General features: G+C 41.5%; 26 protein-coding genes and 1 other annotated feature. Of the genes, 4 read left to right on the forward strand and 22 right to left on the reverse strand.

Going from position 1 to position 20,311, the window contains the following annotated elements:
- Positions 1-310 precede the first annotated feature (310 nt).
- The 5 genes from GC102_RS09595 to GC102_RS09615 all read right to left on the reverse strand — a co-directional run bounded on the left by GC102_RS09595 (position 311) and on the right by GC102_RS09615 (position 3,045).
- Positions 311-964, reverse strand: a complete 654-nt coding sequence (locus tag GC102_RS09595; protein WP_171689311.1) for an HAD family hydrolase — start codon at positions 962-964, stop codon at positions 311-313.
- Positions 961-1,392, reverse strand: coding sequence for a hypothetical protein (locus GC102_RS09600; RefSeq protein ID WP_171689312.1), 432 nt, complete (start codon positions 1,390-1,392; stop codon positions 961-963). Before GC102_RS09600 ends, GC102_RS09595 begins: the two co-directional genes overlap by 4 nt.
- Before the next feature lie 168 nt (positions 1,393-1,560).
- Positions 1,561-2,013: a cupin domain-containing protein gene (locus tag GC102_RS09605; protein WP_171689373.1), complete on the reverse strand. Its 453-nt coding sequence runs from the start codon at positions 2,011-2,013 to the stop codon at positions 1,561-1,563.
- Between the two features lie 120 nt (positions 2,014-2,133).
- A complete protein-coding gene (locus GC102_RS09610; protein WP_171689313.1) occupies positions 2,134-2,580 on the reverse strand; it encodes a DUF2269 family protein in 447 nt (148 codons plus the stop codon).
- Positions 2,581-2,631: 51 nt separating this feature from the next.
- On the reverse strand, positions 2,632-3,045 hold the full coding sequence (locus GC102_RS09615) for a DUF4267 domain-containing protein (protein ID WP_171689314.1): 414 nt from the start codon (positions 3,043-3,045) through the stop codon (positions 2,632-2,634).
- Positions 3,046-3,163: 118 nt separating this feature from the next.
- On the opposite strand from GC102_RS09615, the gene GC102_RS09620 reads away from it, so the two are divergent.
- Entirely contained in the window at positions 3,164-3,496 is a 333-nt protein-coding gene (locus tag GC102_RS09620; protein WP_171689315.1) for a winged helix-turn-helix transcriptional regulator, read from the forward strand.
- Positions 3,497-3,631: 135 nt separating this feature from the next.
- On the opposite strand, the gene GC102_RS40010 is transcribed toward GC102_RS09620, so the two are convergent.
- Entirely contained in the window at positions 3,632-3,766 is a 135-nt protein-coding gene (locus GC102_RS40010) for a hypothetical protein (RefSeq protein ID WP_281367643.1), read from the reverse strand.
- Between the two features lie 114 nt (positions 3,767-3,880).
- Positions 3,881-4,966, reverse strand: a complete 1,086-nt coding sequence (asd, locus tag GC102_RS09625) for an aspartate-semialdehyde dehydrogenase (RefSeq protein WP_171689316.1) — start codon at positions 4,964-4,966, stop codon at positions 3,881-3,883.
- Between the two features lie 150 nt (positions 4,967-5,116).
- Positions 5,117-5,383: a binding site (T-box leader), on the reverse strand.
- Positions 5,384-5,535: 152 nt separating this feature from the next.
- Between asd and GC102_RS09630 the strand changes: the two genes are divergently transcribed.
- Positions 5,536-5,700: a hypothetical protein gene (locus tag GC102_RS09630; protein WP_171689317.1), complete on the forward strand. Its 165-nt coding sequence runs from the start codon at positions 5,536-5,538 to the stop codon at positions 5,698-5,700.
- Positions 5,701-5,779: 79 nt separating this feature from the next.
- Here the strand turns inward: GC102_RS09630 and GC102_RS09635 are convergent, their stop codons facing one another.
- From GC102_RS09635 to GC102_RS09665, 7 genes are all read right to left on the reverse strand, one after another.
- Positions 5,780-7,282, reverse strand: a complete 1,503-nt coding sequence (locus GC102_RS09635) for an MDR family MFS transporter (protein WP_171689318.1) — start codon at positions 7,280-7,282, stop codon at positions 5,780-5,782.
- Between the two features lie 375 nt (positions 7,283-7,657).
- Positions 7,658-8,080, reverse strand: a complete 423-nt coding sequence (locus tag GC102_RS09640; protein WP_171689319.1) for a GTP pyrophosphokinase — start codon at positions 8,078-8,080, stop codon at positions 7,658-7,660.
- Positions 8,081-8,257: 177 nt separating this feature from the next.
- Complete coding sequence (gene coaW, locus GC102_RS09645) at positions 8,258-9,073, reverse strand: type II pantothenate kinase (protein WP_171689374.1); 816 nt, start codon at positions 9,071-9,073, stop codon at positions 8,258-8,260.
- Positions 9,073-10,056: an NAD(P)-dependent alcohol dehydrogenase gene (locus tag GC102_RS09650; RefSeq protein ID WP_171689320.1), complete on the reverse strand. Its 984-nt coding sequence runs from the start codon at positions 10,054-10,056 to the stop codon at positions 9,073-9,075. Before GC102_RS09650 ends, coaW begins: the two co-directional genes overlap by 1 nt.
- Before the next feature lie 40 nt (positions 10,057-10,096).
- Positions 10,097-10,552, reverse strand: coding sequence for a DUF4386 domain-containing protein (locus GC102_RS09655; RefSeq protein ID WP_171689321.1), 456 nt, complete (start codon positions 10,550-10,552; stop codon positions 10,097-10,099).
- 16 nt (positions 10,553-10,568) lie between these two features.
- Entirely contained in the window at positions 10,569-11,474 is a 906-nt protein-coding gene (locus GC102_RS09660) for an NUDIX hydrolase (RefSeq protein ID WP_171689322.1), read from the reverse strand.
- A gap of 207 nt (positions 11,475-11,681) precedes the next feature.
- Positions 11,682-12,362, reverse strand: a complete 681-nt coding sequence (locus GC102_RS09665; RefSeq protein WP_171689323.1) for a DUF6022 family protein — start codon at positions 12,360-12,362, stop codon at positions 11,682-11,684.
- Between the two features lie 113 nt (positions 12,363-12,475).
- Between GC102_RS09665 and GC102_RS09670 the strand changes: the two genes are divergently transcribed.
- Positions 12,476-13,192: a TetR/AcrR family transcriptional regulator C-terminal domain-containing protein gene (locus GC102_RS09670; RefSeq protein ID WP_171689324.1), complete on the forward strand. Its 717-nt coding sequence runs from the start codon at positions 12,476-12,478 to the stop codon at positions 13,190-13,192.
- A 205-nt stretch (positions 13,193-13,397) separates the two neighbouring features.
- On the forward strand, positions 13,398-14,666 hold the full coding sequence (locus GC102_RS09675) for a stalk domain-containing protein (RefSeq protein ID WP_246320830.1): 1,269 nt from the start codon (positions 13,398-13,400) through the stop codon (positions 14,664-14,666).
- Positions 14,667-14,784: 118 nt separating this feature from the next.
- Here GC102_RS09675 and GC102_RS09680 read toward each other — a convergent pair whose 3' ends face one another.
- The 8 genes from GC102_RS09680 to GC102_RS09710 form a co-directional block, all read right to left on the reverse strand.
- Positions 14,785-15,570 carry an arylamine N-acetyltransferase family protein gene (locus GC102_RS09680; RefSeq protein ID WP_171689325.1) on the reverse strand — a complete coding sequence of 262 codons (786 nt, stop codon included), beginning with the start codon at positions 15,568-15,570 and terminating at the stop codon, positions 14,785-14,787.
- Positions 15,571-15,608: 38 nt separating this feature from the next.
- Entirely contained in the window at positions 15,609-16,526 is a 918-nt protein-coding gene (locus GC102_RS09685; RefSeq protein ID WP_171689326.1) for a phosphotransferase family protein, read from the reverse strand.
- Between the two features lie 18 nt (positions 16,527-16,544).
- Entirely contained in the window at positions 16,545-17,387 is an 843-nt protein-coding gene (locus GC102_RS09690; protein WP_171689327.1) for a GNAT family N-acetyltransferase, read from the reverse strand.
- 174 nt (positions 17,388-17,561) lie between these two features.
- Entirely contained in the window at positions 17,562-17,780 is a 219-nt protein-coding gene (locus GC102_RS39375) for a hypothetical protein (protein ID WP_246320831.1), read from the reverse strand.
- A complete protein-coding gene (locus tag GC102_RS09695; RefSeq protein ID WP_246320832.1) occupies positions 17,752-18,390 on the reverse strand; it encodes a sugar phosphate isomerase/epimerase family protein in 639 nt (212 codons plus the stop codon). Before GC102_RS09695 ends, GC102_RS39375 begins: the two co-directional genes overlap by 29 nt.
- 177 nt (positions 18,391-18,567) lie before the next feature.
- Positions 18,568-18,990: a nuclear transport factor 2 family protein gene (locus tag GC102_RS09700; RefSeq protein WP_171689328.1), complete on the reverse strand. Its 423-nt coding sequence runs from the start codon at positions 18,988-18,990 to the stop codon at positions 18,568-18,570.
- Between the two features lie 324 nt (positions 18,991-19,314).
- Entirely contained in the window at positions 19,315-19,821 is a 507-nt protein-coding gene (locus tag GC102_RS09705) for a DUF402 domain-containing protein (RefSeq protein ID WP_171689329.1), read from the reverse strand.
- 30 nt (positions 19,822-19,851) lie between these two features.
- Positions 19,852-20,307: a GNAT family N-acetyltransferase gene (locus tag GC102_RS09710; RefSeq protein WP_171689330.1), complete on the reverse strand. Its 456-nt coding sequence runs from the start codon at positions 20,305-20,307 to the stop codon at positions 19,852-19,854.
- Between the last annotated feature and the right edge of the window lie 4 nt (positions 20,308-20,311).

Below are 20,311 nucleotides of genomic sequence, written 5' to 3' on the forward strand. Positions count from 1 at the left end.
ATCTCGCTCCCTTCTGCTATCAGATGGTTTATTGTATTTCAATGGCATTTGAATTGCATGGACAAAAGTCAGACAGCAAAAGCCTGTTTTGAAGTTTTCTCAAGTACTCTATTTTTAAATACGTGACAGCTCACGGGTAATGTTTGTGGCCAAGGCAATAAGTAAAAAAGAGACCCACAGCAACGGGCTGAGGGTCTTAGTATATATTTAAAAGGGGGTCGAGTTTTATTATAGGCTTAATTCATTAATGCCACATGAATATAAGATTTCAATTTTGGTACAATTACTTAAGACTCGCTAAAGTAATCATCTATTTTTGTTCACTCTCAAGTATCTTTAGAAACTGATCAATTTTAGTAAAAACAAAATCTGGCTCAATTTCAAAATGGGTGCTTTGATAGGTAGATAGCCACTGTACTCCAAAAGTCCGCAATCCTGCAGCTTTGCCCGCCTTTATATCAGCATTGCTGTCTCCAATAAAAACTGCTTCATCTTTTGAAACTCCAAGAAACTCCAATACTGTAAAAATACCTTCTGGATTAGGTTTGGGTTTCTGTACATCATCTCCAGTAATCACAATGTCAAAGAAATGTGATAAGTTCAGCGAGTCTGAGGATATTTGAAATGCTTCTCTACTTTTCCCTGTGATTACTCCCATTTTTATGTTATTCGATTTTATATACATTAATAGATTTAGCATTTCGTCAGTCATTTGTACTTGAGAGGCATGGTCCATTTGATAAATTTGATAATATTCAGAGATTGCATCTGCAACATATTCCTTTTTTAAAAGGTTATTAGAGATTATATCGTCTTCTGTTGGCCCAAACATAGAGATTAGTTCTTCTGTAGATACATCCCTATTATCGTACTTTTTAAAGATAAATTTAAAAGCATAAAAAGACAGCGGCAACGTATCGGCCAGAGTCCCATCAAAGTCGAATAATACTGCTTTAATAGTCACATGTTCACTCCCTTAGGTATGTTTCTAATATGGTTATCATACCATTCCCTACCAGTAGCCCATTTTTTAGAAGCAGAATTCTCTTGTAGTATTTCAGAACAGGCGATTGCCATAATATATTCTTCTAATCCATTATTATCACTACTAGTAAATTTGTTGAGCATATAATTTAAAGACTTTTCTCCTTGCAAAACAATGTATTTGTAATCCTTATTACTATCTACACCCTTAATATAGTCATATGGATTAGAGGAAAGTGATACCGTATAATCTTTTGGATTAGTAATATTTTTAAGTTTTCCATCGATTGTTTGCTCAAAGGTTATATCCGTTGAAGCTTTCTTTACAGTATTATTGCAACCAATCAAACTAAATACAAATAAAAAAGTGAGACATATAACCATCACGTTCATTAATCTTTTTCTCATAACTTTCTCCTTTCTATTAATACGTTCCTCGAACCAATTATACCTTATATTTACAATAAATATCTGTTCTTAGTTCCATTCTCTATTGCGTTAAACTCCCTGTTAACAGAAAAAGGCTGCCGAACTATTGTCGGCGGCCTTCTCTTGATGTCTAAACAGCTATTTATCTTATTTCTTAATTAACATAAAATCATCATAATGAAACCCCGGCGCTACAACACAAGAGACAAAAACAGGCTCGTTTCCTAGCGGCTTTGCCGTCTGCCAAACGTTGGCCGGAACTAATGCTTGTGGACACTGTCCATTGATGACATCTGGTCCGAGAATAATTTCTTGTATTTCCTCAGGCTTGTCCTTTGTACCTCCAAGTGTTAGCAACAGTGGACTACCTGAATGCCAGAGCCAAAGTTCATCCGATAATACCTTATGCCACTCTGAAAACTCTTCTGGGTGAAGCACGAAATAAATGGAAGTTGCCGCATATCGGGAACCTGTGTACGCATCACTAAGCACCTCTTTTGGAATTTCGAAGGAAGCTTTCCATAGCTCCTTGTACCATCCGCCTTCACGATGAGGCTTTAAATCTAGTGCTGCAACTAAGGGTGATAAGGTTTTTGTAATCATATGGTTTCTCACTCACTCTCTCACTATTTCTTTCTCTATAAAATTTCTATTATATTATACACTTATAACGGGTGGGTAGCACCAGCAAAAATGCGGAACCGAAACTTGCATATACTACTAGAACGGTTTGAACACCATCAACAGAATCGAGATGAAAGCGGCAAGATTCGCGATCCCTTCCAGCCAAGCAGAGCGTTTGCGGCTCAGTCGGTACGCGTCAGGCAGATCATCACCCTGCGTTTGCTGCAGTAGCGCAAGCTGCTGTTTGATGCCAGCGGGATGCAGGCCAGCCAAAATGACCAGAATGACAAAGAAGATGGCAATCGAGATCACATACCACAGTTCACGGAACAAGTCGGTCTGCAGGAAGCCAAACGCAAGACCCGTAAGAAGCAGCAGTATGCCGCCGAATTTCGGCAGGATCGCCGTCTTCTGCAACAGCGCAAGGGCGAACTTGGCCTGACCCACTGCCCGGGCGCTGCTCATGATCAAGGGATAGCAGATGATTGCGCCAATGGCCGTCACAGCCGCGATGATATGGATGAACAAAAGGTAAATATACATGTTATGCCCCCTAATTTGTGAATGCCCTGTTTTTTCCATGATGATACTGTTCTATTTATTCACTGTTTTGGCTCGCTGTTCTTCTCGATACAACATCCAACCTACAACAAGTAGGTATACCGCAGTAATAATATGAATCCAAGAAGGTGTTTTATCTACAGCATTCGTTAATACCAATATTGCATCTACGATTGGCATTAAAATAGAAGTTAACATAAGAACAAGTAATGCTTTTCTCATACGAAGTACCATCAAGACTAGTAGGAAGATTCCAATAAACAGATCACGATCTGCTTTGATATGCACAAGATATCTATCAGCGGTGTCATGCAGTGGTATACCAAAACCTCGAATCGCTGCTTCTGGCTGGATAAAACCTCTTACTCCTAAATACAACATCAACAGCGTAACAACACCCACTAACCAAAATGTTACTGACTTTGGTCCCCAATAAGATTTACTCATTTGTCTGGCTCCTTTTTCCATTTATTTGATTGACTTTATTGTATATCGGTAATAATATTTTGTTAAGAACGCACTTTAAAGTACGGCACTTACTTAAAAGTAAGGGGGTGATTTATCAATGATTCATCAGCGCGAATGTCCAATCGAGACTGTCCTTCATGTTTTAGGTGGAAAATGGAAGCCGATGATTTTATGGCATTTGATCGAATCAACCAAGCGGTACAACGATCTGGAAAAGCTAATACCTAACGTCTCCCAAAAAATGCTCACGCAACATCTTCGAGACTTGGAACAAGAAGGCGTGATCGAAAGAACAGTATACCCCACCGTCCCTCCAAAAGTAGAATATTCACTTAGTGAATATGGCAGAACATTGATACCTGTAGCAGAAGTGATGTGTGTTTGGGGAGAAAATCATAATGAGCGAAAAAAAGAAGAACCAGCGTCTTAAGCTGGTTCTTCTTTTTTTCGTAAACTTTGATGGAAAGTCAGAGCAATTAAACAAAAAAAGCGCCACCGGAACTCTCCGATGACACTTCGTTTTAAATCAGTGTGTGGTAAAGGAGGCGGTTTCCCGCCCCCTTCCTTAGGTCAATCTGTTTTTTATCCGCTCAAGAATGTTGCTGTTTCTTGCTCTGTAAACGCCAAAAATAACAGATCCCATGACTGCTGCCGCGGCTGCAGTTGATGCAACGATCTTTGATTTATTTACCTGACGCATTACGAACACCTCCACATTTTTTTGAGCGAACAATGCTTAGTATGCCTTAGAAGATGAATAAAAATTCAAGGATTGGATTTTTAAATCTATCTAATAGAATCACTTTGAATGCTTCTACTTTGCCTGAATGTACCCTTCCGCTTTAAGCAGTTCGGCGATCAGAACGGCACCGCCCGCTGCTCCGCGTAATGTATTATGTGATAGTCCTACAAATTTAAAATCATATATTGAATCCTCGCGCAATCTCCCCGCCGAAACACCCATACCTCGCTCAATTTCACGATCAAGCTTAGTCTGTGGCCTGTTCTCTTCTTCAAAATAAGTAATGAACTGTTTCGGTGCGCTTGGCAGACCAAGCTCCTGCGGACGTCCTTTGAAATGCAGCCAGCGATCTAGAATTTCTTCATTCGAAGGTTTTTTCTCAAACGATACAAATACGGTAGCCAAATGCCCATCCGTTACTGGAACGCGAATACACTGCGTTGTAATTAAAGGCGCACTTGCTTTAATAATTTCATCATTTACAATGCTGCCCCATATGCGAAGTGGCTCCTGCTCGCTTTTTTCTTCCTCGCCGCCAATATACGGGATGACATTATCCAACATATCGGGCCAATCGGTAAAGTTTTTACCAGCTCCGGAAATCGCCTGATACGTCGACGCAACCACTCTTGTCGGTTTGTAATCTAGCAGTGCATGAAGGGCTGGCACATAGCTCTGGATTGAACAGTTAGGCTTAACGGCAATAAATCCGGTTGAGGTTCTAAGCCGCTTTCTCTGTGCAGCAATCACTTCAATATGCCCTGGATTAACTTCTGGAATGACCATCGGGATGTCAGGCGTCCAGCGGTGAGCCGAGTTATTGGAAATAACGGGTGTGCCCGTTTTGGCGTATGCCTCTTCCAACGCTTGAATTTCATTCTTTTTCATATCCACCGCACAAAAAATAAAATCGACCTGACCAGCAACTTCCTCCACTTTCGATGCATCCTGAATGACGATATTTTTCACTTCTTCAGGTATTGGACCAGACAACTTCCATCTTCCTTGCACAGATTCTTCATATGTTTTACCTGCTGAACTGCTGCTAGCGGCGATTGCCGTTACTTTAAACCAAGGATGCTGATCCAGCAACTGAACAAACCGCTGACCAACCATTCCTGTTCCTCCGACAATACCAACCTTCAATTTTTCTGACATAAGATATTCAAATCCTTTCAAAATAGCATGATTAAGGGGAACCCCTAAATATATATTCAAACAGTCTGATTCGGTGTACCGCATGTTGCACGTGAGCTGATCTTCTTAAGCACCAATAAAAAAAATCCCACCCCCAAGACTATAGTCAGTCTTAGGGACGAGATTGTATTTACTCGTGGTACCACCCCAAATTCGCTAATATGTCGCCATATCAGCCTCTTCAAGTACGGCATTACCATGTAATGCGTATACTTTAGCTCTGTAACAGGAGCTCCTGACACATCATCACCCTTTTCGAAAGGATCCGATGCGCTGCTCTGAGGCTTTTTTCAATAAAATATTCTTTACTCCTTTTCAGCAAACCGGAGCTCTCTGTGAAAGAATTCATTTATTTACTCTTCTCTTCACCGCATTTGATTATTGCGATTATATTATCAAAAAACCATTGTAAGGTAAACATAAATTTTGAAAATTCGAATTCGTCTACACTTAGTGGAAAATTTTTGGTATAAAAATTTCATAAGGTGGAAAACTATTCCTTGTTGTTATTTTAATAAAGGAGGTGTCACATGCCCAACCAAGATAATAATCAGGCAACAAAGGCAGAAGTACAGTCTACGGAGTTAAACAAAATGCCTGTCCCAGGTAAAGATGATACGGAATTTTCCGCTGAGGAAGCAGCAGAGGCATTCAAAGAAAATCAATCCTCCAGCAGCAGATCACAAAATCAATGATCATCATATGCGAAAAAGCCCGGTTCCACTTGGACCGGGCTTTTCGTTTTTCTATAGAATTAATGTTAATTCAACTTAATTAATGACCAACCATAACTGGAATTTCGGCACCGTCCGTGGACTCGCCTTCCACCCGTTTCGGCTTTTGTAGCATAAGACCAAGCAAACCACCGACAACCGCGATACCCAGTAGAACTAAGAAAGTGTACCCAAAGGAAGAAGCATACAAGTCTAAATCCGGCTTCTGCTTACCTGATTCAACCATTAAATTTTTCATCTTCGTTGTAAAGATCGTCATCAAAATAGCGATAGCGAAGGACATCATAACTTGCTGTGCAGCGTTCGTGAGCGACGTTACACGTCCAACCAAATTCTGTGGAGCGGATTGGATCAAATGATTATTGAGAGGCATCATAAACAGTCCCATTCCCGCGCCTAGCAGTGCAAGCGGCAGGATCACAGTACCGACACCTGAATCGCCAGAAATATTGGACAGTAACAAGGCTGAAATCGATGTAAGTACCATCCCCGCCAAGACGAGCGGACGCGCTCCGAAACGATCTGACAGTTTACCGCCAATTGGCATAAATAAACCAGATGCCAGAGCTTGCGGAAGCATGATGAGCCCCGTTTTCAATGGACTATAGCCATGGGCCTGTTGTAAATATAGGGGGACGAGGAACATGGTTCCGAACATCGCAATCTGTGAAATCCATTGCACGATAATCCCTTTTGTAAAATTTCCTGAGCGGAAAACGCGAAGCTCGAGCAGCGGATTCTCACGTCTTAACTCCACAATAACGAATAAAATAAGCGCCACAATACCGATTCCTGAGCCAATCAACGTATCAGCATCCATCCATGTGGATTTCCCAGTGATCGGGTCAATACCACCATTAGAAACACCGTACACTAGCGCCGCAAAGGCAATTGGCCCTAAAAGCATGCCAAGTAAATCCAAGGATGCAACCGACTGCCGCCCTATATTCGGTAATGTACGGATTCCGAGAATAATACCGATTACACCGATCGGTAGGTTAATCAGGAATATCCACTGCCAGCTGTGATATTCAACTAACCAGCCTGCAACGACAGGTCCAAGCGCCGGACCCAGCAAGATCGGAATACCCATCATGCCCATGACTGCCCCTACTTTTCCTGGCGGCGACAGACGATAGATGAACGCCATGGCAATCGGTACAACAACACCGCCACCCAGGCCTTGGATGATACGGAAGGTAATCAGCATTTCAACTGAATTAGCCAGCGCACATAGACCAGAACCAATAGTGAAAAGACCTACCGAGATCAAGAATATTTTCTTGGCGCCAAATCTGTCGGACAGCCAGCCTGCTAAAGGAATGACCGCTGCTTGTGCTAGCGCATATCCGATCACGGTCCATTGCACTAAGGACAAGTTCAATAGATTAAATTCTTCCTGCAGCTTGGGAAGAGCAACGTTTACCGCCGTTCCGTCCAAAATTACCATGAAAATCCCAACCACAATTGCCACCAACGGCCCTAATATGCTTCGCATAGAAAACGGGGCTTCTGTTGCTGCAATGTTTTTACCTGAAGACATGTATTCCCTCCATCCGATTCAGCATCCTCTGCTGACTCTCTCTTGTCTAACATCAAATTTTACGGACAATTGTCCGATTCACAATGATGCTAACGAAATATTGTTTATTTGTCAATAGGCTGGAAGTTTATTTGTTTCATTCAGTTATTGTCTTTAAATCACTTACTTTTAATAGTGCCTCTCTATTCGTATCATGATATACAACCCTAACTTCTAGTTCATACTCATCAGTCAACTCGAAAGAAAGGATTGTGCATTTCCTACCACGATTCTTCGTCTTTCTTGGATTGTCTGGAGCAAAAACATAGGAGCCTCCAATAGTAAGATTAACCGTATCACTCATTACATCTGCAATCCTCTCATGTTGTATTTACGTTATTCGAATTTCAGTTCTGCAATTGCCTTCTTGTACTTATCAATCCTTGCATAGTCTTTATCAGTTGGGATAGGAATACGGCTAATATCACTGTTATCCTCTAGATCCAAAAGCTTCACTTTCGTCGCGAGGGGGTTTAATTTGATCCTCTTGATAAAGCCTTCATATGATTCATCTGCTCTTTTTGTAAGGCAATCAAGAGCTTCTATAATTTCTATGCTAAAACCTGCATTCTTTAAATCAAATAGAGTAATATCTGAATCTTCTATAACATCATGTAAAATTGCTACAATTGATTCTTCTTCACTGCTGGCTTTAGTTGCTAATCTTGCAGGATGTAATATGTATGGATTACCACCTTTATCTGTTTGACCATCATGAGCTTTCGCGGCTATTAGTATTGCTTTCGTTAAAGTACTCATTTTTACAACTCCTTCATTATAAAAATTCCTGCTGCATCATCTATTGTATCATACCTCGATTTCCTTATTAACTATGTGGTTACTTCAATTTCCTTCCAGTTAGAAGACGAAATGGCAGCCGATCAATTAGACCGACTGCCGTTTTCTTGTCTTGAATGTTTAATACATACCGTCCCACTAAGGAGTAACGCCATAGAGTAAAGCACCAATGGCTCCGGAATATTCCCCATTTTCAACAAATACCGGTAAAGCTCCTCTTAAAATAGTATAACTTTGAACCGTCTCTTTAAGTAGTTCATTTTGAATAAACGAGGATCCGATATAAACAACCGATGAAACACCACAACTCTTAGCCGCAAGAACACTGGTAGTTGCTACTGTTTCTCCTACAAGTCCGACTATCGACGCCAAAAGTTCTTCTTTGGCAAACTCTTGATTAGAAAATGATTGTAAAACCCTACCAAAGTTACTGGCCGTTAAATCGCCTGAGATAGGAGGTTCTGCTCCTTCATAAATGTGACTCACTTTCAGGTCGATTCGATCTCGTATTCCCTTAGCAGCTAATTTAACGATAGCTTCATAATCCGTTAAACCAGTCAACAATTGAGACAAACCCAACAATGTTCCGCCACCAACCCCGGTTCCTCCGACACGTTCATGCACGCTATTTCCAACGTGGTGAATTGAAGTCCCTGTACCCACATTAGTAAATACATATTCTTGCAGTTTTGGATCGTCTATATTAAGAAGATACTGCACTCCGCGACATGTTGCCTCAAATTCAATAATGTGTAATGGCTCTTGAATCATTAACGTTTCAAATAATGATGCCTTGCCGCCGGTAAGACATATTTGGGCACCAGCAATCTTATTAATGTTTGAAGCAACGTTTTCTATTTGAGCCACAGGGTATTTGCTAAAACTAAAGGAGTTATTTTCCTCACAAACAACTTTTATAAGCGTACCGCCAGCATCAATTCCAATATTCTTAATTACTGAGCACTCCTCTCAACACGGATGACGACTTTCCCTTTGGGGTGCCCTTCTCCAAGATACTGAAGAGCTTCTGCAGCCTCATTTAATGGGTAACGTCTATCTATAACAGGTACTACTTTGCCAGCCTCAAAAAGCTCCTTCATGTAATTTTGATCATTTTTGTTTGGCTTGTGCATAAGGATCCCCATTTTCTTACTCCCGGTCATTGAAATCCATGGTCCTAGGAACATGACTTGGAAGATTCGAGACATGGAACCTCCTACCATGACATAAGTACCATTGGCACTTAATGCACGTTTGTAATCGAAAATCGATCGATATCCCGCAACATCAAGAATTAGGTCATAACGCTGCCCATTTTGTGTGAAATCCTCTTGCGTGTAATCAATAACCTGGTCTGCACCTATCGATTTCAGCATATCCAATTTCTTCGTGCTGTCTACGCCTACCACTTGTGCCCCGAATGATTTGGCAATCTGCACTGCAAACGTACCCACACCTCCACCTGCACCATTAATTAAAACCTTTTGACCTTTCTGAATCTGTCCTTTATCACGAAGTCCCTGCAAGGCAAGGACTGCTGCTTGTGGTATGGCCGCTGCTTCCTCGAATGTCATACTGGCTGATTTCAGTGTTAATGCATTTTCACGAGCACATACATACTCCGCAAACCCGCCCCAACTACACCCGGAAATGTCCCCGAATACTTCATCACCCGGTAGAAACTGCTTTACGTCTTTGCCAACCGCTTCAACCAGCCCCGCTATGTCAGCTCCGAGTATTTTGAATTTTGGTTTTTGAATCCCCCCATCAAGGCGGACTAAGAATGGTGTACCTCTCAAGAGATCCCAATCCCATGAATTTACGGATGCAGCATATACTTTTATCAGTACTTCATTGTCCTTGGGATTAGGTTTTTCTACCTCTTTGAGTTTAAGAACGTCAGTAGTTCCGTATTTTGTGTATACCATCGCCTTCATGAAGATTGCTCCTTAAGACCAATTTGTGTTTCGGTTTACTTTATTGATTGGGTTTGATTGCAAATGAGTTAAATCCTTTAACTATCAGCCATATCGGGAGTATGATTTCAAATAAGGCTCCTGGAAGAAATAAAAACATTCCTGGACTATAGCCAAAAATCTCTAGCAAGGCGCTTGTTAACAACGATGCGTAGCCAATAAGCCCAAAGATTGAAATTAAACGCGGAATGAGTTTTGATTGATATAATAAATAACAAAACAACAGGCTAACTAGACTAAGAACGATCATTGCCACCTGAAAAGCCAAATACTTCCCTTTTATTGCTAACGTGCCTATCGTTTGAAAATAGGCAGCATCCGGAGCTCCTGCTTCTATATATTCCTGACTTAATGTAATTAGTAATAATGGGCTGATTGCACCAACAATAAGGATTATGGCCTCAATAACCCTGAAAGCAACGCCGTTTTTTTGTTTGAATTCATTTTCTACCTCCAACTAACATTTACTCGCTTTACAAATATCGCCAATTCGGATTGAATCTGAACAGCTTTGCAGGTCTATGCCCTGCATCCTTAGTAAATTGATTGGTTTCCATAACCATATCAGCAATCTTTCTTCTAAACGCAGCTGAAAGCAGCTCTTTTCCCAAAGTAACCTCATAGACCTGCTGGAGCTCTGATAAGGTAAAAAGTTCCGGCATCAGATTGAAAGCTATATCTGTATACTCAACCTTATTCCTAAGCCTTTCAACTGCATATTGGATCATTTCCGCATGATCAAATGCAATTCCATTCGAAACGATAACCTCTCTTTCTACCCTTGCTGTTTTTCCAGAATATTTTTCAATAACTTTAATAATAGCCTCCAGGATGTCCTCATCGTTTGAAAGAGTAATTTTTACGACTTTTTCAAATATTAAGTCCTTCTCCAGCATGGTTTTCTTCTCTTCAAGCACACTGTACCTAACGTTGAACCACCTGGCATCATCCGCATCATCCCCAGCCTTCACTTCGAGTGATCTGCAATCAACAAGTGCCATATACGAACAGCTGATAACTCGTGTACGAGGGTCCCTATTTACATCACCCCATGTGTAAAGCTGTTCCATATATACATCATCAATATTAGTTTCGGTTTTTAGCTCACGTAAAGCAGCTTCATCAATACTCTCGTTCTCTGTTACAAAGCCTCCGGGTAAAGCCCATTGCCCTATATAAGGATGAACCCCCCTTTTAACCATGAGGAGTTTCAGTGACTTTTCCGACAGCTTTCTATAGTTTTCTTTTTCCTCATCAACTACAGTGAAAATTAACATATCTACGGTAACAGACGGTCTTTGATAAATACTGGCATCATACTTCTGTAAAAACTCCACTTCAGTAAGTCCCTGCTTATCTCTAAGTTGCTCTATATTCATGTGTAGATCACCCATTCTTTGATTTCAACATTATGTTATAAACAATTTGTTATTATCAATACGTTAATATCATTAAAACTTTAATTCCAATCATTGTCAATACCTATTAAAAAAAGAGTTATCCTCAAGTAGCTACCTACTTAGGGACAACCCTCTATCTCCGTCAGCTTTAAATTTATTATAAGCTTCCCGTTGTTACAGGTTGGTTTAGTCCATCAGCGGGCGTTTGAAGTACGCAATCACTTTGCCTCCAGCTGGAACGACGGACACAAGTTCCCATCCGTACCGACCCCAATGGCCGAGTGCATTGTCCAAATTCCAACTGTACAGCTGACCGTCTGCTGCGGGCTTGAGTCCATCTCCGATTGAAGTATCTGTCGCGTACTCAAACCGCTGACTCGGGATGGATTGTAATTGCGGCTGAGGCATTCGTTCCTCCCTTAAATCCCAGCGGATTCGGGTTGAAGCATCTGAGAGTGCGGCGATAATGGCTTCCCGATCCGTAACTTCAAGTGCCAAAATCCGCGGTGCTCTTGGCATGAAGAACGAGCGGTGCGAATGATAGGCCTGCAGAACCAACGTACCCAGCTCTTCACCTTCCAATGACTTTACGACATACCATACACACCGTTCCCGTTCTTCAGGCGGACCCCAGTTCTCAATGGAATCTTTTAAGTTAAATCCGCCTCTGATGATGAAACCATCAGCGGCAAGCCGCTCTGCGACCGGCGTCATGAATTGTTGAATCCACGAACCATAGGCGCGATCGCCGAACTTCTTGAACATCTCGGTCAGTTCATCCTTCTCCTCTTCGTAGACTGCTTTCCACGCATGGGATAAAATATCCCCGGCAGTACGGGCAATGTTTTCTATTGCGGTTGTTTGCATGTATATTCACTCCTCTTTTCGGTTAATCTAACAGTGATAAATAATAATATAATACCGTTAGATTAAACTGTTGTGCTATACTTGTCAAGAGATAAATTGGAAGGTGACCCCATATGGCAAGAAGACGAATTCATCCCTTAACGACAGATAAGGACTCGAATCGGAGTGAGCCGCTTCACACGCCCCTCGATCGTGCCCGAATTGTCAGGATCATGCTGGAACTCCTGCAAGCTGAGGGCTTAGATGGCATCAGCATGCGCAAAATCGCCGATTCACTTGGCGTGAAAGCCTCATCTTTGTATTACCATGTGAAGGACAAAGAACAGCTGCTTCATCTCTTGGCAGAAGAGATCAGCACGAAGATTGATTTTCCCGATACCGCTTTGGATTGGAAAATGCAGCTGCGGCTGTGGTCGATGAGCTTCCGCCTAAGTCTGCTGCAATACCCTGACGCTGTACACATCATGAACGCGACGCATGCGGCGAGCCCTAACCGTTTGGCCCATATCGAATTTCTTTTTAGGGCGCTCGTCGAAGCCGGATTTAAGGATGACCAAGTGCCATGGCTTGCTTCTATGCTCAAGAACTTCATCTACGGCTTTGTCGATGAAGAATGTCGATTGCGTGATCGCGCGAAGCTTTCGCAGGAAAGCCGAGAAGAATCGGAGACAAGATACAATGAGATTGAGGCATTGCCTAAGGAGCGATATCCCCACTTTATCCGGCTAGCCGCTTACACGACTTCTGTGAATTGGGAGGAAGAGTTTTTGTTCGGGTTGGATGTTCTGCTTGCTGGTTTCGTTGATAAGCTTGCAAGCGGTCAACACTAGTTATTGAATACAGGAGCGGCTGTTCCGGACGTGTGAAGTCCGGAGCATGTCGTGGCGTGGCAATCCAGCTCCTTCGAGCAGATTCGAGGAAAAATGAGGAAAAACGCGTAGAAAACGATACTTTTGCACCTTGGAAAATATAGGGAATTCGATTAGCCTTATGTATGTTTCGCAGAAAAAATCGAGTTTCAAGGAGGTATCTGCATTGCGCTTGTCACGTCACATGCTTATATGTTCACTACTCTTCGTCATCCTCCTCCTCTCCGTGTATCCTGCAGCTAAAACAAACGCTGCCGACGAGCCGCCGCTGAAAGTATTCGTCGATACCGCGAGAATCTCTTTTCAAGTGGATCCGCTTCTAACAGACGGCACTACACTTGTTCAGTTCAGACCCCTTTTTGAAGCGATGGGTATGGACGTGAAGTGGGATGAAGCACAGCGGCTTGTAACGGGGTCCAAGTCAGGGCTAAAAATTGAGCTTCGTATTGACGAATCCCATGCCACGGTGAACGGAAAAAAGGTCGAGCTCAGCCAAGGCGCACGGATTTTGAATGGCAGTACAATGGTACCCCTGCGTTTTATTGGGGAAGCGACCGGGGCGCTCGTTCATTGGGATCCGGTAAATCGGGAAATCTCCATTGTTACGGAAAATTTATTGGCGAGTCTTGGCCTAACAAAGGAAGAGATGCTGAAACGGCTAGCCGACTATGCCGCTAAGCAGCAGATGCCGCCAACTACGCCTCAGACACCGGCGCCCGGGGCCCAAGAGCCCAAGCCGACTGCATCGACTACTCCCGTTCAGCCCGTTGAACCGGCTGGCAAACCCGTCGATCTGTCAGCTCTACAAGGCATGTACTACGGCTTTAGAGACGATTTCGGAGGATATCAATGCGGTGGCGCATGCTGGGATATCTATACATTCCTCCCCGACAACCACATCTTTGTCGGATCACCTCCGCAAGGCGGGCCGGAAACGATCGATTGCACGCGGGATAAATGCAGTACTTACACCCTTTCTGAAGGTAAGCTCAATTTAAGCGCGGGATACAGTCGTACCATCGAAACATCAAAGAATGGAGAACTGTACATTGACGGTGTTTTCATGACCCGTGTTGTACCTGTTATGAATGGATTGACGTTACAGGGAACATACAAATACATCAGCTATAGCGGCCTTGTTGGCATCAATGCTTTTTCCTCATCATCGACCGAATACCTTTCCTTTGCAAGCGACGGCACTTTCGAGAGCACTGACCTTAGCATAGCCAGCCTGGATGTTATCGTATCCGATACCCAATCGTCCACTTCTAAGAGCGATACTGGAACATATGCCATTTCGGGTAATACAATAATTCTCAAGTATAAGGACGGTACCACGGCACGTATGCTTTTCTTCGACCATGACACCGATGGCATTGATACTCTGCAAGACATACAGTTAGGGAATAATCGCTTTTATATACCTAAAGATTAGGTTTTTTCTTGCAGGCTGTCATCGTCCAATTGGGCATTTGGCAGCCTGTTTGTCTACTCTATCATCGAATTTTCGTGAGCAGGAAAATCAAAAAAGAAGCCGCTTCAACAACGGCTTCTCATAATACTTGAAATCCAAAATGCTGTTTTGCTAGCTCTTTGAATTTAATATTGTCAATCTGTTCTTTTTCCGATTTACCGTTAATCCATTGTGTGAAAGAAGTATTGGTTAACGTTACATTACCATCGCTTGTAAGTTGGGTAATCAGTCGGGTTTTGTTGAATCGTGATTCTTTGTGCTGGACTATGATTCCTTGGACTTCGTTCAATTCAGATAAATTTTCTAATGGTCGTTTGGTATCAAAAGCATACCCTATTTTCCAATCTGTATCTTTATATTTTAGTTTCATTTCAAGTATATAGTCGCCATAATCACTTTCCATTGCTTTGACTCGAAATTCTCCATTCACAGAGGAGGTAGTTTCTCCATTTAGCGGCACAGGTTTTAGTGGTAGGTTTCCGCCAAATCCGGTATCAACCAAGTACGTTTGACCTTTATGCTGCAAAAGAATAGTAACATGAGTTCTCCCAAGTTTTGAAAAGTCCTTCATTGTATAATTGTATACTTCTCCGCGAACTAACGTTGCATTGAACCCATTTTCAACCAAGAAAAAATAAAGCAGAGGATTTAATTGATAGCATAGACCTCCTTCATTTTTCACAAGAATTTTGGTAATCAAACTTTCTTTAGTTATAGCACTTGTTTTATTTGAAATGATGCTTAAATTTTCAAAAGGAAGGGATATTGCTGTTTTCCTAAGAATGTTATCTAATGTTTCAAATGTAATTTTTTGATTTGCGGGAATACCAATTCTTTTACGAAATAATCCGTTCAACTCAACCATTATGAAGATTCCCTCCATGTTTTTGATTCAAAGATTAATTATAGCGTACGTATGTAGGTCATCAATTGATTGGCGTTGCGCCTCATATCCTCTGTACGTTGCCTAAAAGCGCTGTAGGCAATATGATCGAGAGCGATGTGGATGAGACAACAGCGAAGACGCTCTTCCATCTGTGGTGGCCGGCCTCCATGTTTGTCCCAGTGATTATCTAGAATTTCCATCAAGTCAATCTCTTGCCATTGCGGAAACCAAGGCCACCAATAAAGAAACAAAGCGTTATCGTAAAGAGGATCACCATAGAACGCATTTCCCCAGTCGATTACCCCCGTTAGCCTCCCTCCGTCCACCAGCACATTTCGGTTCAAGAGGTCGTTATGGACGATTCCTCGGTACTCTGGAAGCATTACTACGAGCTGACGCAGCCTTTCTACCCCAGCATCGAAGACCCGTGCCTCCTGAGGCGAGGCGTCAAGTCGCTCGCGCCAGCCCGCGAGTCGATCCCTGGGCTCAGCTACTGAAAGAAGCTCGGCCCCCCAGCTCGGACCAGCCCCATCTGGACGCCAAAGGCCAACTCCCTCTGTGTCTGTGAGGTCAAGTTTTTGAAGGTCGTAGAGAGCATCTAGCAATTGCGGAAGGACAAGTCGTATCTCAGGCCCATTCAGCTCATCAAGATGCTTTCCAGATACTCGCTCGGATACGGCGTAAAAGCCGCTCTCCGTCTCGCCTACTTCAAGAACCCTCGGAATCGGAAGTGTGTCCGAGGAAAGTGTGCCCATCACACGATCCTTTTCAAAGTCGTCCAGATAAGTGCCAAAGCGGATCACCATTGCATGCCCGTCGAGCATAAAGGAATAGGCTTTCGACCAATCACCGGCAGCAAGGGACACTAGATTTTGGGCACGGTCACCGAAATGTGCCTTCACAAAACGGTCAGCCATTTGACTGAAATCCTCCATAGGTTCCTCCCTGTATAATTATTTAAAAAGAAAAACGATTGAATCCATTATCGCATGATATCCAATTTGAGTATAAATTTTATTCGATGTAGGATTACTAAAATCAGTGTATAAACTTGTTGTTTTATAACCACGATCTAACAAGATTTGAGTGAAAGCTGAAACACAATCAGAAGCATATCCCTTTTTTCTTTCGCTAATTGGTGTGTAAACATAGCTGATTGTTATATTATTTGGGGTTGGTCGTGTAGAAGCAGCCATCGAAACCAACTCTCCGTTCACTTCCCATGCAACTAAATTTCCTTTATCAATCATTCTTCCAGCTCGTTTATCTGCTTCTTCTAAACTTATAGGTTGGTTTGTTTCATTACAAAACTGATAAACCCACTCTTTAATAATGTAATGATCACTTTCAATAACACTCCGAATTTTTCCATTTACATTAGGTTTTTTCTTAACTTTTTCAAGTTTATAAATGATTTGGTCCATGAGGACACTTGCTTGAATCCCTTTAACGTTCGAAATATACATAGCTAATTCAGTAGCTAATTTCTTTTCACCTATAAAGCCAGGTATCTCTTGAGTTGCGGTAATCAGCTTTTCTCCTATTTCGTGAACTTCCTTTGATGTAAATGCAACAGATTTTGATAAAATAATTTGATTAGGCTTTGTTTGTAGTAAGACCAACCCTATGTCGTTATCTTTTATTACAGTAGCCATAAAAAGAGGAATTTCATCTTTTTCACTTAAAGATTGTAAGACACCTAATACTAAATTGTTTTCTGCTTCATTTTGTACTAAGTAAGAGATAACATCTTCCTTAAATAATGTAAGATCATCATACTTTAAAAGTCTTATCAAACAAACCATCCCCTTTGGCTAGTTCTTGAATAGATCCTGATCTTCTTCCTGTAACTCCAATTTTACGGCATCTACATAAACAATCATATGATTAGTATTCATATAATAAACAAAAAAACCGCAATATAAGCGGCTTGTATGGTGATAAATTTCTTCTCTTAACCACAATTGAGTTTAATTCAAATAAGGTGTTGCAAGCTTCCTTACGCGCTCAATGCCTTCCCACATATCGCCAGGTCCGTCATATACAAGAGTTATAGGACCTTCATACCCAGCTTGCTTGGCAACTTCCATACAGCGTATAAACTCAGCTTCATCCGGATACCCATCCGCATTCGTTTGTGCTTTGGCATGGATCGACTCACTATGGAATCGTTTTGGCAAGTTCACCATATTTCTCGATCCCTTTAAAATTTCCGAAATCCGAGGTTAGCCCAAGGAGCTCCCCGCATCCTTCCAATAAAGCAAGGCAATTATCCGCAATTGATGTTAGTGAGTGAAAGTTTTCTGTAACAACGCGTACTCCTTGCACAGCAGCATAAGAACTTAGTTCTCGTAGTGCATCAACTGATCTCTGCAAAGCTTCTTGATCCATGGGTTCCGCATCACCGGCTATCACGCGCACCCTTTCAGCTCCAGATCTTGCAGCAATGTCGATCCATCCTTTGATCCACGTGATGTCCGATTGTCTGCGCAAATCATCTGAACTGGAAATATCACCGTATTCAATTAACAGCGTGTAAAACTGGAGATCTGCTTCCGTGAATGCATGTTTTAATTCTTGCAAATATTCTTCGCTTGTATCTGGAAAATGAAAATGACACACTTCCAGTGATCTAAAACCTTTCTTCGCGAGAATCGCCGGCAATTCAAGTAGAGAGATGAGTTCTGGTTGGTCTTGGGTAACCGTTATTTGAGTACGCGTGTTATCATCCCAACGGGTCCACTGCAAGGGTCCCAGATTCCGATGTAAGCTCCAACTTGTTAATGATAAATACGGCATATATTCCACCCTTTCGTCTCTACTATTTAGTAGTATCTTATCAGAGGGTTGAGGTGATCACCATATTCGAAATCACAGATATATCTCTTATTGTGCTGCTTTTGTACAGCTGGCAACTTAGACGCAAAACCATCGCATCAACGATACGATGGTTTTGATCAACACATTTACTATAAGTTATAAATCTTTGTTTCCGTCTATGTATTTTAAGTTAAATTGGAATTTATCAATTTTCCATACGTCTTCATTTTGAGTCAAATGAATATTGTATGACCCAACAAATATCCTCACATTTTGGCCTGTCGGATTAGGTAGATAGTGGCTTGCTGTCCCATAGCAGAATAGATCTGCTTCATTTCCTGACACGTCCACAATATAGTTTCCCACCTGATGATGGATGGCTTGCAGTTTTTTCAAACCTTCTTCCCAACCATCTACAATTTGTTGAGCACTTATAATTGCTGGTTGCCCTGCTCCCATGGAACTCATGTCTAACAATACTTCTACTGCCAAACGCTTCTTGACTTCTACCCAGTTCCGTTCATCTGTAAAAATAAACAATTGATTGACTGTCCTAATAATATCTTCCTGTTGTGTCATTACATACACTCCTTTTTCTCAATTAAATTAATAATTTGAATCAAAAAAGTAGTTGATCATCAAAAGGTGAGATAGCTGTATGTTCTAAATTCCATTAGTTACCAGTAAACATTTTATCATAAAATATGAATGTGAGTAAGCTTTAATATTCGCTTCACCTCGGATCCATCATATCCTTCGATTATACCTCCTCCTATCGTTCTTCCGCTGTTATGCCCGTTACATAATGGCCAAAAATAATAGCGTTTTCAATAGATTTGAACAAAAAAGAGGAACTGCCACACAGACAGCTCCTCGCTTGATCAGATATATAATGAAGGTTATTTATCTTGGAATACGGTCTATAAACATTTCGATTGATCCATCAAAAGGAAACGTTTTATTTCTAATAAGTTCCTTTAGGCCCAGTAACTCTTTCCTAGCTTTATGAATTAGAGCTTCTGGATATGCAAATTTAAATGCATTGCTCTCAAACTCATCTTCGTCAACAACTTTCCATTCACCGTTTCTTTGTAAATAATCTAGGTCTAAATCCACAAAAGAAACAATGTTACCATTAATCTTCGCAGGTTGGTTTATATTGCAATAATATTGTTGAATTTTACCGCCAACTACATCGGCACTTACCGTAAACCATGAATCAAATGAGAAATATTCAATAGTCCAAGCCTCTATGGTAAATACCTTTTGCTTCGTATAATGATTTAATTTTCTTCCGTACTCGCCTAAGACAAAAATGTGTGAATCGGTCTTCTCTAATAAAGTTGTGTTCCATTCATAATGTAGTAAATCTCCATATTTTAAAGCCTGAATTGTTATATGATTATCCATTGTGTCATCCTTAAGGTTCGATAAATGAACTCATAATTCTTTTGTCATAAATACACTATTTGGGTCCTCTATGTAATCCGAAAATGGCTTGCAATATTGGAATCCAAAACTTTCATACAGTTGTCTAGCTGGTTCGAAAGCATCCATTGAGCCCGTTTCCAAACTTAGCCGTTGATAGCCACGACGCTTGGCTTCTTCAATGATGTGTTCAAGGATTCTTCTTGCAACGCCTTTTCTTAGATGTGATGAAGAAGTTCGCATTGATTTTATCTCACCATGTTGACTATTAAGTTCCTTAATTGCCCCGCAACCAGCTAGTTCATCTTGTTCCCAACCACTCCAGAAGGTAATTTCTGGTTTTTTCAATTTATCAAGATTTAGGGCATGTGTACTTTCTGGCGGAGATAGAGCTGCCATATTCTGAAGATGTTCCCCGATTAATGCAATCACTTCAGATCCCGTTAAATCATCTATTTTAATGTCCATTAAA

Origin of the sequence: Paenibacillus germinis (assembly GCF_013141785.1) — a bacterium.
Classification (GTDB): domain Bacteria; phylum Bacillota; class Bacilli; order Paenibacillales; family NBRC-103111; genus Paenibacillus_E; species Paenibacillus_E phytorum.

What these genes read in the sequence shown, in the direction of transcription:
- GC102_RS09600 (WP_171689312.1), bottom strand. Translation starts at nt 1,392, where the DNA reads ATGAGAAAAAGATTAATGAACGTGATGGTTATATGTCTCACTTTTTTA.
- GC102_RS09610 (WP_171689313.1), bottom strand. Translation starts at nt 2,580, where the DNA reads ATGTATATTTACCTTTTGTTCATCCATATCATCGCGGCTGTGACGGCC.
- GC102_RS09615 (WP_171689314.1), bottom strand. Translation starts at nt 3,045, where the DNA reads ATGAGTAAATCTTATTGGGGACCAAAGTCAGTAACATTTTGGTTAGTG.
- GC102_RS09620 (WP_171689315.1), top strand. Translation starts at nt 3,164, where the DNA reads ATGATTCATCAGCGCGAATGTCCAATCGAGACTGTCCTTCATGTTTTA.
- GC102_RS40010 (WP_281367643.1), bottom strand. Translation starts at nt 3,766, where the DNA reads ATGCGTCAGGTAAATAAATCAAAGATCGTTGCATCAACTGCAGCCGCG.
- asd (WP_171689316.1), bottom strand. Translation starts at nt 4,966, where the DNA reads ATGTCAGAAAAATTGAAGGTTGGTATTGTCGGAGGAACAGGAATGGTT.
- GC102_RS09630 (WP_171689317.1), top strand. Translation starts at nt 5,536, where the DNA reads ATGCCCAACCAAGATAATAATCAGGCAACAAAGGCAGAAGTACAGTCT.
- GC102_RS09635 (WP_171689318.1), bottom strand. Translation starts at nt 7,282, where the DNA reads ATGTCTTCAGGTAAAAACATTGCAGCAACAGAAGCCCCGTTTTCTATG.
- GC102_RS09640 (WP_171689319.1), bottom strand. Translation starts at nt 8,080, where the DNA reads ATGAGTACTTTAACGAAAGCAATACTAATAGCCGCGAAAGCTCATGAT.
- GC102_RS09650 (WP_171689320.1), bottom strand. Translation starts at nt 10,056, where the DNA reads ATGAAGGCGATGGTATACACAAAATACGGAACTACTGACGTTCTTAAA.
- GC102_RS09660 (WP_171689322.1), bottom strand. Translation starts at nt 11,474, where the DNA reads ATGAATATAGAGCAACTTAGAGATAAGCAGGGACTTACTGAAGTGGAG.
- GC102_RS09665 (WP_171689323.1), bottom strand. Translation starts at nt 12,362, where the DNA reads ATGCAAACAACCGCAATAGAAAACATTGCCCGTACTGCCGGGGATATT.
- GC102_RS09670 (WP_171689324.1), top strand. Translation starts at nt 12,476, where the DNA reads ATGGCAAGAAGACGAATTCATCCCTTAACGACAGATAAGGACTCGAAT.
- GC102_RS09680 (WP_171689325.1), bottom strand. Translation starts at nt 15,570, where the DNA reads ATGGTTGAGTTGAACGGATTATTTCGTAAAAGAATTGGTATTCCCGCA.
- GC102_RS09685 (WP_171689326.1), bottom strand. Translation starts at nt 16,526, where the DNA reads ATGGAGGATTTCAGTCAAATGGCTGACCGTTTTGTGAAGGCACATTTC.
- GC102_RS39375 (WP_246320831.1), bottom strand. Translation starts at nt 17,780, where the DNA reads ATGGTGAACTTGCCAAAACGATTCCATAGTGAGTCGATCCATGCCAAA.
- GC102_RS09695 (WP_246320832.1), bottom strand. Translation starts at nt 18,390, where the DNA reads ATGCCGTATTTATCATTAACAAGTTGGAGCTTACATCGGAATCTGGGA.
- GC102_RS09700 (WP_171689328.1), bottom strand. Translation starts at nt 18,990, where the DNA reads ATGACACAACAGGAAGATATTATTAGGACAGTCAATCAATTGTTTATT.
- GC102_RS09705 (WP_171689329.1), bottom strand. Translation starts at nt 19,821, where the DNA reads ATGGATAATCATATAACAATTCAGGCTTTAAAATATGGAGATTTACTA.
- GC102_RS09710 (WP_171689330.1), bottom strand. Translation starts at nt 20,307, where the DNA reads ATGGACATTAAAATAGATGATTTAACGGGATCTGAAGTGATTGCATTA.